Genomic DNA, 13,434 nt, shown 5'->3' on the forward strand with positions numbered 1-13,434 from the left:
CGGGTCGGGGCGGCCCCCGGCGGAGCTGCTGGATCGACTCAGCAGCTCTGCCAGAGCCTGGTCATGAGGGCTGCGGGTCGACGGTCGTCAGGCCCGGGTGCAGGGCGCCCGCCCCGCCAGGCTGTCCACCCGCGGCGCCGAGCCGAGGGAACTCCCGGTGGGGTCGGACGTCTCTCATCTGCTCACGACGGCACCGCGGTTCGACGCTCCGGTGCGCTGACCGTCAGCACGAGGTCGACCTCGGCCGACAGGCCGTTCGCCGGGTACGTCGCCGGGCAGGCGCGCGGCGCGTATCCGGTGGCGGAACCGGCCAGGACGAAGGTGCCGGTGGACGGGGCGGCCAGGGAGTACCGGCCGGCTTCGTCCGTCACGGTGAGTCCCGCCTGCCGCCCCATCCGGTCGATCAGCGTGACGTTGGCGCGGGCCACCGGTGTGCCGTCCGCATCCAGCACCCTGCCCTGGAAGCCGTCCGATCCGGCGACGGGACGCGAGGCCTCCTGGGCGGGCTCCGCCCCGTCCGTGCTGCTGGCCAGCAGTACCGGCCGCAGCGCGTCGCGCTGCGACGGCAGGAAAGCGGCCAGTACCAGGCCGATCAGCACCGCACCCGTCGCGATCATGAACGAGGTCCGGAACCCCTCCATCGAAGGCACCTGCACCGGACCCATCCGCACCGAGGTGTTGGCCAGCACCATGCCGATCACGGCGCTCGACACCGACGTACCGATCGACCGCATGAGAGTGTTCAGACCGTTGGCCGCGCCGGTCTCCGACGGGTCGACGGCCCCGATGATCAGCGCGGGCAGCGAGGAGTACGCGAGGCCGATACCGGCCCCGAGCACCACCGCGATCATCACGGTCTGCCAGGCGGCACTCATCAGACCGAGCCCTGCCCCGTAACCGATCGCGATGATCAGCATGCCGAGCATCAGCGACACCTTGGGGCCGCGGCGGGCCGACAGCCGGGCGTACAGCGGGGCGACGAACATCATGGTCAGACCGAGCGGTGCCACGCACAGCCCCGCCACGACCATCGACTGCCCGAGTCCGTACCCGGTCGACGCCGGCAGCTGGAGCAGCTGCGGCAGGACGAGCGAGACCGCGTAGAACGCGACGCCGACCATCACCGAGGTGAGGTTGGTGAGCAGTACCTCGCGCCGGGCCGAGGTCCGCAGATCGACCAGCGGCGCCGGGCTGCGCAGCTCGAAGAGCCCCCACAGCACCAGGATCAGCAGGGACGCGGCGATCAGTCCGAGCGTGGTGGCCGAGGTCCAGCCCCAGTCGCTGCCCTTGGTGATCGGCAGCAGCAGGCAGACCAGGCCGAGCGAGAGCCCGAGCGCACCGGGCAGATCGAACCGGCCGGGCGCCCGCAGCGAGGTCTCCGGTACGGCGAGGACGGTAAGCACCATCGACAGCACCCCGAGGCCGGCCGCGCCGAAGAACAGCGTGTGCCAGTCGGCGTGCTGGGCGACCAGTGCGGCGGCGGGCAGCGCGAGGCCGCCGCCCACCCCGATCGATGAGCTCATCAGCGCCATCGCCGAGCCGAGCTTCTCGCGCGGCAGCTCGTCGCGCATGATGCCGATGCCCAGCGGGATGGCGCCCATGGCGAAGCCCTGGAGCGCCCGCCCTGCGATCATGACCACGAGTTGATCGGTGAAGGCGCAGATCAGCGAGCCGATCACCATGACGGCGAGGCTGGTGAGCAGCATCTTCCGCTTGCCGTAGAGGTCGCCGAGCCGGCCCATGATCGGTGTGGCGACGGCCCCCGCGAGCAGGGTCGCGGTCATCACCCAGGTGGCGTTGGACGGATCGGTGTGGAGAAGGGCCGGCAGGTCCTTGATGACGGGGACGAGCAGGGTCTGCATGACCGCGACGGTGATACCCGCGAAGGCGAGAACGGGGACGACACCGCCACCCGCACGGTGGGTCCGCGGATCGGGGAGCGACTGCTCCCCGGCGTGCTGATCGTGCGTCGCTTGTGGCATTCGTGCGGCCTCCGGGCAGCGGAAGAAGGGGGGTGGAGGTGGAGTGCGGTCCGGCGGCGGGCAGCAGTGACCGCCAAGTGCGTGCAGGTTGAACACTTCCGGATGTCGGCCGTATTCCTGTGAACGCCGGGCGAATGGGACACGACGCGATACTCGGCGGGAAGCGTACGGTTGTCCGACCTTCCATCGGATTGGAACGTGTTCTACTCTTGCGCCGTTCCAGTGGCCGCGACCGGCGAGGATCCGCACATGGGCATCGCAATCACCCAAGAACAGAGGGAGCTGGCGCAGTCCGTACGGGGGTGGCTGGCGCGCACCGTGCCGCCGGAGGAGATCCGCAAACTCCTCGATGCGAGCGCCCCTTCTGCGCCCGGCGTGCGCCCCGGTTACTGGGACGGGCTCGCGGAACAGGGTCTGCTCGCCCTCCATCTGCCCGAGGGGTACGGGGGAGGGGGCGGCGCACTCCTCGACCTCGCCGTGGTCCTGGAGGAGACGGGGCGGGCCGCGCTCCCCGGCCCCTACCTGGCGACCGTACTCGCCTCGGCGCTGCTCGGCGGGGCAGGCGCGAGTGATCTTGCACGCGCCCTCGCGGACGGCACCCGCATCGGCGCCGTCGCCCTCGGCCCAGGCACCCTGACCGCTGTGGACAGCGAGGGCGGCCACCTCCTCGACGGCGTCGCCCCGGTGCTCTCCGGCGCCGAGGCCGACCTGCTTCTGCTCCCCGCCGCCGCGGCAGGCGGCACCCGCTGGTTCGCCGTCGACTCCGCTACCGAAGGGCTGACCGTATGCCCGCACCGCGGCGCCGACCCGACCCGGCCCACCGCCGAGGTCCGCGCCGGCGGCGTACTCGTCCCCGCGGCCCGTGCCGTACGCATCGGCTCCGGGACCGTCCGCGACCTCGCCGCCGTCCTGTTCGCCGCCGAGGCATGCGGCACCGCTGCCTGGGCGCTGGACACCGCCGTCGCGTACGCCAAGGTCCGTGAACAGTTCGGCCGCCCCATCGGACAGTTCCAGGGCATCAAACACCTCTGCGCCGACATGCTCGTACGCGTCGAGCAGGCCCGCGCACTGGTGTGGGACGCCGCACGCGCGGCGGACGAGGCCCCGGAGGCACGCGCACTGGTCGCCGCCCTCGCCGCGGGCACCGCTCTCGACGCCGCCTACAGCTGTGCCAAGGACTGCATCCAGATCCTCGGCGGTATCGGCTTCACCTGGGAGCACGACGCCCACCTCCACCTGCGCCGGGCCGTGGTGGCGCGCCAGCTGCTCGGGGCCGGGGACGCCCACCGGCTGCGGGCCGCCCGGCTGGCCGAAGGCGGAGCTCGCCGCGAGCTCTCCCTGGAACTCCCCGCCGAAGCCGCCCGTCACCGCGCCGAGGCGCGCGAAACCATCGCCGCCGCCCGGAACCTGGCCCCGGAGGCGGCCCGCCGCGCCCTCGCCCCGACCGGCTACGCCGCCCCGCACCTGCCCGCCCCGTACGGACTGGACGCCGGACCGGTGCAACAGCTGGCCGTGCAACAGGAGCTGAAGGAACAGGGCGTGAAGGTGAGCGGCCTCGGAATCGCCACCTGGGTGGTGCCGTCGCTCCTCGCGTACGGGACACCGGAGCAGCAGGACCGCTATCTCCTGCCCACCCTGCGCGGCGAACTCCTGTGGTGCCAGCTGTTCTCCGAGCCCGGCGCCGGCTCGGACCTCGCCTCGCTCCGGACGAGGGCCGAGCGGACCGCCGACGGCTGGCGGATCAACGGCCAGAAGGTGTGGACGAGCGCCGCCCAATGGGCCGACCACGGCATCCTGCTCGCCAGGACCGACCCGGACGCCCCCAAGCACCAGGGGATCGGCTACTTCCTCGTCGACATGAAGGACACCGCAGGCATCCACATCCGCCCGCTGAAGGAGATGACCGGCGACTCCCTCTTCAACGAGGTGTACTTCGACGACGTCCTGCTGCCCGCCGACGCAGTCGTCGGCGACGTCGGCGACGGCTGGCGGGTCGCCCGCAACACCCTCGGCAACGAACGCGTCCACATGGCCGACCAGATGACCTTCGACACCGGCCTGGAAGCGCTGATCGCCCGCTCCGGCGAACTCGACGGCACGCACCGGGCGCGGATCGGCGCACTCGCCGCCGAGGCGCACGCGCTCGCCTGCATCGGGCTGCGGACCACCATGCAACAGGTCTCCGGCCTGGAACCGGGCGCCGGGGCATCCGTACGCAAGCTCGTCCAGACCTCCCACCAGCAGAAGGTCGCCGAGCTCGCCCTGGAACTTCTGGGACCGGCCGGGGCGACCGACGAGGGCCCCGGGGCGCGGGCCCTGCACGGCTTTCTGATGTCCCGCTGTCTGACCATCGCGGGCGGCACCACCCAGGTCCAGCTCAATGTCGTCGCCGAGCGCATCCTCGGCCTGCCACGGGACCCGTGACGCTGGAGTACCCGGTGATCCGGCACATGAACAACCTGGAGTCCGTCCTCACCTACGAGGGCACCACGGAGATGCACACCCTCGCTCTCGGTCAGGCGCTCACCGGTCACGCAGCCTTCCGCTGACCGGACCCCGCTGCCATTATCTGACGCATCGTCAGACGAGTCGAAGCGTGGCAGCGGACCGGGAGGAAGACCATGAAGGCCTACATCGTCGGTGTCGGGATGACGAAGTTCGAGAAGCCCGAGACGCGTGACTGGCAGTACTGGGACATGGCGAGGGAGGCCGGGAGCGCGGCGCTCGCCGACGCCGGGGTCCGCTACGAACAGGTGCAGCAGGTCCCCGTCGGCTACTGCTTCCAGGCCTCCACGGCCGGTCAGCGCGCCGCGTACGAACTCGGACTGACCGGCGTACCCGTCTACAACGTCAACAACAACTGTGCGACCGGCTCCACCGCGCTGATGATGGCCCGCCAGTTCGTCGAGGGCGGCATCGGCGACTGCGTGCTCGCGCTCGGATTCGAGAAGATGGCGCGCGGGGCACTGGGCGGCGGCGGATCCGACGGCGGCGCCGACTTCCGGACGTCGCCCGTTGCCCGGCACTACGGGATCATGGCCGCCGCCCACGGCTTCGAGATGTCCCCGCCCACCGCCCAGATCTTCGGCAACGCGGCCCGCGAACACATGGACCGGTACGGGACGACCGAGGCGCAGCTCGCGGCGGTCGGCGCCAAGAACCACCGGCACTCGGTGAACAATCCGTACGCCCAGTTCCAGGACGCGTACACGGTCGACGAGATCCTCGCCGCCCGGACCATCCACCGCCCGCTGACCAAGCTCCAGTGCTCGCCCACCTCCGACGGAGCGGCCGCCGCCGTCGTCGTATCGGAACGGTTCGTCGAGAGCCACGGGCTGGGCGACCGGGCCGTCGAGATCGTCGCCCAGGCCATGACGACCGACACCGGCGAGTCGTTCGCCTCCGGCACCTGCATCGACGCCGTCGGCCCGCCCATGTCCCGGGCCGCCGCCCAGCAGGTGTACGACACCTCGGGGCTCTCGGCCGCGGACCTCGACGTCATCGAGCTGCACGACTGCTTCTCCATCAACGAACTCCTGACCTACGAGGCGCTCGGCCTGTGCGGCGAGGGCGAGTCCGGCAAGCTCGTCGAGTCCGGAGCCACCACCTACGGCGGCCGCTGGGTCGTCAACCCGTCCGGCGGGCTGATCTCCAAGGGTCACCCGCTCGGCGCCACCGGCATCGCCCAGGCCGCCGAACTCACCTGGCAGCTGCGCGGTGAGGCGGGCCCCCGGCAGGTCGCCGATGCCCGGGTCGGACTCGCCCACAACATCGGGCTCGGCGGCGCGGCGGTGGTCACGCTGCTCCGTCGCTAAGGGCTGTCCCGTGATCCCCGGCGGGCGCACGACGACAGCTACGGCACCTCTCCCCCGTAGCCTCAACGGCACGGGGGTACCCCCTCCGTTGTCGGAACACCCGAATACATCCGGTATGAGGATGTTCCTCCGCCTTGTGATGCACCCCATCTGACGCCGCACGCCGATCCATCAGGGATTACGGGACAGTCCTTGGTCGGAGGCGGGGCCCGACCATATACCGATGTACGGGGCGCAGGGCGCCTGCGAGTATGACGCCCATGGCAGACGTCACGACACCCGCGCATGTGCAGAACCGGCGAACACCCCGGACCTGGGCGGTGGTGCTCGCCGCCTGCGTCGGCCAGTTCCTCGTCGTCCTCGATGTGTCGGTCGTCAATGTGGCGCTGCCGTCCATGCGGTCCGACCTGGGGCTGAGCGCCGCACAACTGCAGTGGGTGCTCAACGCCTACGCGATCGCGTTCGCCGGCTTCATGCTGCTCGGCGGGCGGGCCGCCGACCTGTACGGCCGCAAGCGGATGTTCCTGGTCGGACTCGGCCTGTTCACCGCGGCCTCGCTGGCCGGTGGATTCGCGCAGGAGGGCTGGCAGCTGCTGGCCGCCCGCGCGGCGCAGGGGCTCGGCGCCGCCGTGCTGTCCCCCGCCACCCTCACCATTCTCACCGCCGCCGTCCCCGAAGGCCACGCCCGGACCAAGGCGATCGGCACCTGGATGGCCGTCGGTGCGGGCGGCGGCGCGGCCGGCGGGATGGTCGGCGGAGTGCTCACCGACGTCCTCAACTGGCGCTGGGTCCTGCTGATCAACGTGCCGTTCGGTGTGCTCGTCCTGATCGGCGGCGCCGCCTGGCTCGCCGAGAGCCGGGCGCGCGAGCGGCACCGTATCGACCTGCTGGGCGCGGTGCTCGTCACGGCGGGCCTGGCCGCCGTCGCCTACGGCATCGTGCAGACCGAGCAGGAGGGCTGGGCCGCACCGGCCACCCTGGTGCCGCTGCTCGGCGGACTCGCGCTGCTCGCGCTCTTCGTCCTGGTGGAAGCCCGGACGGCGGCGCCGCTGATGCCGCTGCGGGTGCTGGGCACGCGGGCGGTGGCGGCGGCGAACGTGGCGATGATCGTGATGGGGTCCGCGACCTTCTCGATGTGGTACTTCATGACTGTGTACGCACAGTCGGTGCTGGGCTATACGCCGATGCAGGCCGGATTCGCCCTGCTGCCCACCTCGTTGGCGGTCGTTCTCGGCTCGACGTTCGCGCCGCGGATGATGGCACGGGTCGGCGCGAAGAATCTTGTCCTGATCGGTCTGGCGGTCACCGCAGCGGGCTTCGGGTGGCAGTCCACGATGGGCGCCGACGGCTCGTACTTCACGTCGATCTGCGGGCCCGGCGTCCTGATGATGGCCGGAGCGGGATTCGCGTCCACCCCGCTCGCCTCCCTCGCCACCTCGGGCGCGGCGTCCGGAGACGCCGGGCTGGTCTCCGGGCTGGTCAACACCTCGCGCACGATGGGCGGTGCGCTGGGGCTCGCAGTGCTCTCCACCGTCGCGGCGGCGCGCACCGGGGGCGGAACCGGGGCGGAGGACCTCACCGCGGGGTTCGCGCTGGCGTTCCGCACGGCGGGCTCGGTGCTGCTCGGCGGGCTGCTGCTGATGACGCTGTGGCTGCCGCGTCACCGCTCGCCGCGTTCCGGTACCCCGAGCGTGTCGGGTGCATCGAGCCCGTCCCGGACGTCGAGCCCGTCCGGCACGTCAAGCGCGTCGGACATGTCGAGGACGTCCGGCGACTGAGACACGGCAGCCGCCGGCCGCCGGCCGCCTACAGCCAACCCTGCTGCCGTGCCGCCCGCACCGCCTCCATGCGATTACGGGTCCCCGTCTTCCCGATCGCGGACGACAGATAGTTGCGCACCGTCGACTCCGACAGATGCAGCTTGGCCGCGATGTCCGCGACCGTCGCCCCGTCCACCGAGGCGTTCAGCGCGTCCCGTTCCCGCGCGGTGAGCGGGCTGGGCCCCGCGCTCAGGGCCGCGGCGGCGAGGGCGGGGTCGACGACGGTCTCGCCGGTCAGCACCCGGCGGATCGCCTCCGCGAGTTCCTCGACCGGGCCGTCCTTGACCAGAAAGCCTGCTGCCCCGGCCTCCATCGCGCGGCGCAGATAGCCGGGCCGGCCGAAGGTGGTGAGGATCAGCACCCGGCAGTCCGGCACCTCCTCGCGCAGATCGGCGGCGGCGTCCAGTCCGCTGCGGCCCGGGAGTTCGATGTCGAGGAGTGCCACATCGGGACGGGACATCAGCGCCGCGTCCACGATCTCGTCCCCGGCGGCCACCTGGGCCACCACCTCGATGTCCGGTTCCAGACCCAGCAGCAGGGCGAGCGCGCCGCGCATCATGCCCTGATCCTCGGCGAGCAGCACACGTACGGCCTTGGTGGGCCGGTGATTCCGGGGCATCTCGTTCACCGGCCCAGCGTAGGGGGTGGGACCGAGCAGTCGGCGGTATCCACTCCGTCCGCGGCGTCCGTCGCGTCCACCGGCAGTTCCGCCGTGACCACGAAGCCGCCGTCCGGACCGGGGCCCGCCGTGAGCGAGCCGCCGGCCGCCGCGAGGCGTTCGGTGAGGCCCTTCAGACCGGTGCCGCCGATGCCCGGAGCGGGCGGCTCGGCGGCCTGCCCGCGGCCGTCGTCGGTGACGGTCAGCCGGACCCGCTCGGTCGTGCCGTCGACCATGAACGAGCAGGTGGTCGCATCGCTGTGGCGTACGACGTTGGTCACCGCCTCCCGTACCACCCAGCCCAGCAGTGCCTCGGCCTGCGGGGCGAGCGGCGGTCCCGATCGGCGCACCAGCGGTTCGGTCCCGGCGGCGGTCAGCGCGGACCTCGCCCGGTCGAGTTCGGTGGCCAGACTCCCCTCGCGGTAGCCGGTGACGGCCTCCCGGATCTCGGTGAGGGCCTGGCGGCCGACGGACTCGATGTCGGCGACCTGGAGCAGCGCCGCGTCGATGTCGCGCGGGGCCAGCCGGCGCGCGGCCTCCGACTTGACGACGATCACGGAGAGCGTGTGCCCCAGCAGGTCGTGCAGATCGCGGGAGAACCGGAGCCGCTCCTTCTCCACGGCTGTCCGGGCCAGTTCCTGCCGGGTGGCGCGCAGTTCCATCACGGTCTCCGACAGGGTGAGGATCGCGGCGGTCACCGCACCGGAGATGAAGGTGCCGTATCCGATGGCCCACGGTTCCGAGACGTTGTCCCCGCGCCAGACGGCGACGAGACTGGCCACGGCCGCCAGACACAGCAGGCCGAGCAACAGCTGCCGCTGACGCAGCACGGTGCCGCAGGCCAGCGAGAGCAGCGGGAAGAACAGCAGCCAGCTGCCGCCGTAGCCGATCGCCAGGCCGAACGTGACCACGGCCATCGCGGCGAGCAGCCAGTACGACCCGGGGCTCTCGCGCTTCTCCTTGACGAACGCCCGGAACACCACAGAGATGTAGAGGGAGTTGAAAGTGAGCAGACCGAGACCACCGATCCAGGGGTTCGGCGTCTCCCCCTGGAAGAGGTTGGAGAAGGCGCCGAGGCCCATCAGCAGCCAGGGCAGCAGAGCGTACGGGCCGGGCGGCCCGGGGCGCCCCTCCTCGCGGTGCCGCCGGCGCCGTTCCCGCCACGATCCTGATCCGTTCCGGGCCATGCCGACTCCCGTCACGCCGTCCTCGCGGACCGACGGTACGAGACGACCGCGTACGCACCGAACAGCAGAAGCCATCCGGCGAGCACGGTGATCGTCCCCACGGACGGCGCGTGGCCCTCCGTGGCCGCCCAGCCCAGGTCGGCGAACCGGTGGGCGGGGGTGTACGCGCCGATGCTGCGCACCCACGACGGGAACAGGGAGAGCGGGAACCACAACCCACCGACGATCGCGAAGCCCATCAGCGCGGCCACGTTGACCACCCCGGTGGCCTGTGGGGTGAGCCGGTAGCCGTTGCCGATGCCGAGCAGGGTGAACGGCAGTGCGCCGATCCACAGCAGCAGCGTCAGGGAGATCCACTGCCCGGCCTCCAGCCGTACGCCGTTGACCAGCGCCCCGGCGAGCAACACCGCCAGGACGGTGGGCAGCACGGTCACCGAACCGCTGATCGCGCGGCCGGTGACCACCCGGGACGGGTCGAGCGGGGTGATCCGCAACTGCTGGAGCCAGCCGAGGGACTTGTCGGACGCGACGCCCGTACCGATGGACATGGCTGCGCCCAGTGCCCCGTACGCCGCCATGCCGACCATGGACATGACCTTCCATTCGGCCGCGTCGTCGCCGCCGGCACCGATGTTGGTGAAGAGCAGATACATCAGCACCGGCATCCCGATCCCGAAGATCATGAAGAATCCGTCGCGCAGGGTACGGCGGATCTCGAGCACGATGTAGGGAAACATCAGACGGTCTCCTTCTCCGAGATGGTGGCTGGGGTGGTCAGCGAGAGGAACGCGTCTTCGAGCGTGGGCCGGGAGACCTGGAGATCGCGGACCCGGCCGAGGCGGGCCAACTCGATCACCGTGGCGTCCGAGTCGTCCGTACGCAGCAGGGCACGGTCCCCGCGGACCTCGACGGCGTTGACGCCGGGCAGCAGTTCCAGGCCCTCGGTCGGTCCTCCCGCCAGGTCGAAGGAGACGCGGCTGCCGCCGACCGACTCCTTGATCCGCTCGGCACTGCCGTCGGCCACGATCCGGCCGTGGTCGATGACGACGATCCGGTCGGCGTTCTCGTCGGCCTCCTCCAGATAGTGGGTGGAGAAGAGGACCGTGTTGCCGCGCCGGGCGTAGGCCCGCATGGCGTCCCAGAACGCCCGCCGGGCCTCGACGTCCAGGGCGGCGGTCGGCTCGTCCAGGACGATCAGTTCCGGGTTGCCGGCCAGCGCGACGGCGAACCGGACGCGCTGGACCTGCCCGCCGGAGAGCTTGTCGACGCGCCGGTCGGCGTACGCGCTGACGCCCGCCAGGGCGAGCGATTCGGGGACCGGCATCGGGCTCGGGTAGGTGGAGGCGACGAAGGCGATCAGTTCGCGGACCGTCACCCGGGGGATGGGCTGCCCGTCCTGGAGCATGGCGCCGACCCGGCCGGCCCGTACCGCCTGCTCGGGGGTCCGGCCGAGCAGCTGCACGCCACCGGAGTCCGGCTCGTCGAGTCCGAGCAGAAGGCTGATGGTGGTGGACTTGCCCGCACCGTTGCGGCCGAGCAGGGCGACGGTCTCGCCGCGTTCGACGGTCAGGTCGATCCCGTCGACGGCGCGTACGGTCTGTGCCGCCCGGCCGAAGGTCTTGACTGCCCCGGTGAAGATCACCGCGGGCCCGCTCCCCGTTGTCTTTTCCATGACCCCGACGTTACGGAGTCGGGTGGCAGTCCCGGCAGAGGCGCATGTACGAACTCCGGGATGACAAATGTCATCGCCGGCCCGTCGTCATGCGTTGCCCGGTACGGCTTCTGACGGAATGTCAGCAGTCTTCACAACTGCTGGGAGCTGCGTTATACATAGGGCCAACCGGCTAGAACGCGTTCTAGAACGAGCGCGCCGGCCGGCCCCGCACGACCTCGGTGCGGCCGACGGTGCGGACGGCCGTGCCGAGGTCTTCCCACCATCAAGGAGCAGCTTTCCCATGCCCATTGATGCCGCAAAGGCGGTCGCCGCCGAACCCCGGACCGCCGAGATCTCCTGGGACCACAAGGACGTCCAGCTCTACCACCTGGGACTCGGTGCGGGCGCCCCCGCCACCGACCCCGCCGAACTTCGCTACACCCTCGAATCCCGGCTCCATGTCCTGCCCAGCTTCGCCACCGTCGCGGGTGCGGGCACAGGCGTCGTCGGCGGGCTGTCCTCGCCCGGGATCGACGTCGACCTGGCCGCCGTGCTCCACGGCGGCCAGGCCGTAAGGGTGCACCGGCCGATCCCGGCCGAGGGCAGGGCCGTCCAGACGTCGAAGGTCGCGGCGGTGTACGACAAGGGCAAGGCGGCCGTCCTCGTCCTGCGCACCGAGGCTGCCGATGACGAGGGCCCTCTGTGGACCAACGACGCCGAGATCTTCGTCCGCGGCGAGGGAGGCTTCGGCGGCGAACGCGGGCCGTCCGGGCGGCGCGCCGACATGGCCGCTGTCCCGAACCACACGGTCGAACGGCCGGTCCGTGAGGACCAGGCGCTCCTCTACCGGCTCTCCGGGGACCGGAACCCGCTGCACGCCGACCCCGAGTTCGCCCGGAAGGCCGGCTTCGACCGGCCCATCCTGCACGGGCTGTGCACCTACGGCATGACGCTCAAGGCCGTGGCCGACACGCTGCTCGGCGGTGATGTGGCCCGCATCCGCTCGTACCGCACCCGATTCGCCGGGGTGGTCTTCCCCGGCGAGACCCTCCGCATCCGGATGTGGACCGGGGACGGCCGCGTCCGGGTCGTCGTTACCGCCGTCGAGCGGGACGAGGCACCGGTCCTGGCCGACACGCTCGTCGAACACTCCTGAATCGCCCAAGGACCGACACACGCCACGACGTGAGGGGAGCCGCACCATGCGCGCAGCCGTACTGCACGAGATAGGTCAGGACAAACTGGAAGTCCTCGACGACGTCGAGGCGGTGGGCTTCGGCCCCGGCAAGGTCAAGCTCCGAGTCCGGGCCACCGGACTGTGCCACTCCGACGTCTCGGCGATGAGCGGCGTGCTGCCGCAGCCCGCGCCCTTCATCCCCGGCCACGAAGGGGCCGGCGAGGTCATCGACATCGGCGACGGTGTGACCGGGCTGAGCGCGGGGGACCGGGTGCTGGTCTGCTGGCTGCCCGCCTGCGGGACATGTCCCGCCTGCAGGCGCGGCCAGACGCAGCTCTGTCTGGCCGGCTTCATGAATGCGGGTACGCCCAACTTCAAGCGCCCCGGCGGCGATGTCTTCGGCTTCGCCGGGACCGGCACCTTCACCGAGGAGGTCGTCGTCGACGCGGGCTGCGCGGTGCCGATCCCTGACGACGTGCCCTTCGAGATCGCCGCGCTGATCGGCTGCGGAGTCACCACCGGACTCGGCGCCGCGATCAACACGGCGCAGGTGGAGGCCGGTTCGTCGGTGGCCGTGATCGGCTGCGGCGGTGTCGGCATCTCCACCATCCAGGGCGCCAGGGTGCAGGGCGCCGCCCAGATCGTCGCGGTCGACCCGGTCGCGTCCCGGCGCGAGGCGGCTCTGCGGTTCGGTGCGACCGAGGCGGTCGCACCGGACGGACTCGCCGACGCCAAGCAGCGGATCACCGCCGGTGAGGGTTTCGACTACGTCTTCGAGGTCGTCGGCAAGTCGGTCACGGCCCGCACGGCGTACGAGAACACCCGGCGCGGCGGCACACTCTGCATCGTCGGCGCGGGTGCGATGGACGACAACTTCCAGGTCAACATGTTCGAGTTGTTCTTCGACGAGAAGCGGATCCTGCCCTCCATGTACGGCGGAGGGGACGTGCTCCGGTCGTACGAACGGGCCATCGCACTCTGGCGTGCGGGCCGGATCGACCTCGAATCGATGATCACCCACCGGGTGCAGCTCGCCGAGATCAATGACGCCCTCGACCAGATGAGGACCGGCGAGGCGCTGCGTACCTGCATCGAACTCTGACTGTCAGTCAGTCACCGTGCCCCGAGAGGACTCCGAGGT

General features: G+C 71.3%; 10 protein-coding genes and 2 pseudogenes. 7 read left to right on the forward strand and 5 right to left on the reverse strand.

Annotated features, from left to right (window positions below; all coding sequences use genetic code 11):
- Positions 1-70: 70 nt before the first annotated feature.
- Positions 71-220: pseudogene (locus tag OHB49_RS29475) on the forward strand (dipeptidase PepE); the annotation flags it as partial.
- Here OHB49_RS29475 and OHB49_RS29480 read toward each other — a convergent pair.
- A complete protein-coding gene (locus tag OHB49_RS29480; protein WP_329164023.1) occupies positions 183-1,982 on the reverse strand; it encodes an MFS transporter in 1,800 nt (599 codons plus the stop codon). The pseudogene OHB49_RS29475 and the gene OHB49_RS29480 sit on opposite strands and share 38 nt — an antisense overlap.
- A gap of 249 nt (positions 1,983-2,231) precedes the next feature.
- Here OHB49_RS29480 and OHB49_RS29485 point away from each other — a divergent pair, with 249 nt between their 5' ends.
- From OHB49_RS29485 to OHB49_RS29500, 4 genes and pseudogenes are all read left to right on the forward strand, one after another.
- Positions 2,232-4,406: an acyl-CoA dehydrogenase gene (locus OHB49_RS29485; protein ID WP_329164024.1), complete on the forward strand. Its 2,175-nt coding sequence runs from the start codon at positions 2,232-2,234 to the stop codon at positions 4,404-4,406.
- Positions 4,403-4,531, forward strand: a pseudogene (locus OHB49_RS29490) (acyl-CoA dehydrogenase); the annotation flags it as partial. The gene OHB49_RS29485 and the pseudogene OHB49_RS29490, both read left to right, overlap by 4 nt.
- 72 nt (positions 4,532-4,603) lie before the next feature.
- Positions 4,604-5,797 carry a lipid-transfer protein gene (locus OHB49_RS29495; protein WP_329164025.1) on the forward strand — a complete coding sequence of 398 codons (1,194 nt, stop codon included), beginning with the start codon at positions 4,604-4,606 and terminating at the stop codon, positions 5,795-5,797.
- Positions 5,798-6,048: 251 nt separating this feature from the next.
- Positions 6,049-7,575, forward strand: a complete 1,527-nt coding sequence (locus OHB49_RS29500) for an MFS transporter (RefSeq protein WP_329164026.1) — start codon at positions 6,049-6,051, stop codon at positions 7,573-7,575.
- 28 nt (positions 7,576-7,603) lie between these two features.
- On the opposite strand, the gene OHB49_RS29505 is transcribed toward OHB49_RS29500, so the two are convergent.
- The 4 genes from OHB49_RS29505 to OHB49_RS29520 are packed head-to-tail and all read right to left on the reverse strand — an operon-like array spanning position 7,604 to position 11,134.
- Positions 7,604-8,236 (reverse strand): response regulator transcription factor, encoded by a 633-nt coding sequence (locus OHB49_RS29505; RefSeq protein WP_030970500.1) that lies wholly within the window; start codon positions 8,234-8,236, stop codon positions 7,604-7,606.
- A 5-nt stretch (positions 8,237-8,241) separates the two neighbouring features.
- The gene (locus OHB49_RS29510) at positions 8,242-9,462 is read right to left on the reverse strand and encodes a sensor histidine kinase (protein WP_329164027.1); all 1,221 of its coding nucleotides are present in this window, start codon (positions 9,460-9,462) and stop codon (positions 8,242-8,244) included.
- Positions 9,463-9,473: 11 nt separating this feature from the next.
- A complete protein-coding gene (locus tag OHB49_RS29515) occupies positions 9,474-10,199 on the reverse strand; it encodes an ABC transporter permease (protein WP_329164028.1) in 726 nt (241 codons plus the stop codon).
- Positions 10,199-11,134, reverse strand: coding sequence for an ABC transporter ATP-binding protein (locus OHB49_RS29520; RefSeq protein WP_329164029.1), 936 nt, complete (start codon positions 11,132-11,134; stop codon positions 10,199-10,201). Before OHB49_RS29520 ends, OHB49_RS29515 begins: the two co-directional genes overlap by 1 nt.
- 283 nt (positions 11,135-11,417) lie before the next feature.
- On the opposite strand from OHB49_RS29520, the gene OHB49_RS29525 reads away from it, so the two are divergent.
- Complete coding sequence (locus OHB49_RS29525; RefSeq protein ID WP_329164030.1) at positions 11,418-12,272, forward strand: MaoC/PaaZ C-terminal domain-containing protein; 855 nt, start codon at positions 11,418-11,420, stop codon at positions 12,270-12,272.
- 46 nt (positions 12,273-12,318) lie between these two features.
- Positions 12,319-13,395 (forward strand): Zn-dependent alcohol dehydrogenase, encoded by a 1,077-nt coding sequence (locus tag OHB49_RS29530; protein WP_329164031.1) that lies wholly within the window; start codon positions 12,319-12,321, stop codon positions 13,393-13,395.
- The last annotated feature ends 39 nt before the right edge of the window (positions 13,396-13,434 follow it).

Origin of the sequence: Streptomyces sp. NBC_01717 (genome assembly GCF_036248255.1) — a bacterium.
GTDB lineage: Bacteria > Actinomycetota > Actinomycetes > Streptomycetales > Streptomycetaceae > Streptomyces.

Bases quoted from the DNA above. Each gene is read 5' to 3' on its own strand.
- OHB49_RS29480 (WP_329164023.1), bottom strand. From the start codon at position 1,982: ATGCCACAAGCGACGCACGATCAGCACGCCGGGGAGCAGTCGCTCCCC.
- OHB49_RS29485 (WP_329164024.1), top strand. From the start codon at position 2,232: ATGGGCATCGCAATCACCCAAGAACAGAGGGAGCTGGCGCAGTCCGTA.
- OHB49_RS29495 (WP_329164025.1), top strand. From the start codon at position 4,604: ATGAAGGCCTACATCGTCGGTGTCGGGATGACGAAGTTCGAGAAGCCC.
- OHB49_RS29500 (WP_329164026.1), top strand. From the start codon at position 6,049: ATGACGCCCATGGCAGACGTCACGACACCCGCGCATGTGCAGAACCGG.
- OHB49_RS29505 (WP_030970500.1), bottom strand. From the start codon at position 8,236: ATGCCCCGGAATCACCGGCCCACCAAGGCCGTACGTGTGCTGCTCGCC.
- OHB49_RS29510 (WP_329164027.1), bottom strand. From the start codon at position 9,462: ATGGCCCGGAACGGATCAGGATCGTGGCGGGAACGGCGCCGGCGGCAC.
- OHB49_RS29515 (WP_329164028.1), bottom strand. From the start codon at position 10,199: ATGTTTCCCTACATCGTGCTCGAGATCCGCCGTACCCTGCGCGACGGA.
- OHB49_RS29520 (WP_329164029.1), bottom strand. From the start codon at position 11,134: ATGGAAAAGACAACGGGGAGCGGGCCCGCGGTGATCTTCACCGGGGCA.
- OHB49_RS29525 (WP_329164030.1), top strand. From the start codon at position 11,418: ATGCCCATTGATGCCGCAAAGGCGGTCGCCGCCGAACCCCGGACCGCC.
- OHB49_RS29530 (WP_329164031.1), top strand. From the start codon at position 12,319: ATGCGCGCAGCCGTACTGCACGAGATAGGTCAGGACAAACTGGAAGTC.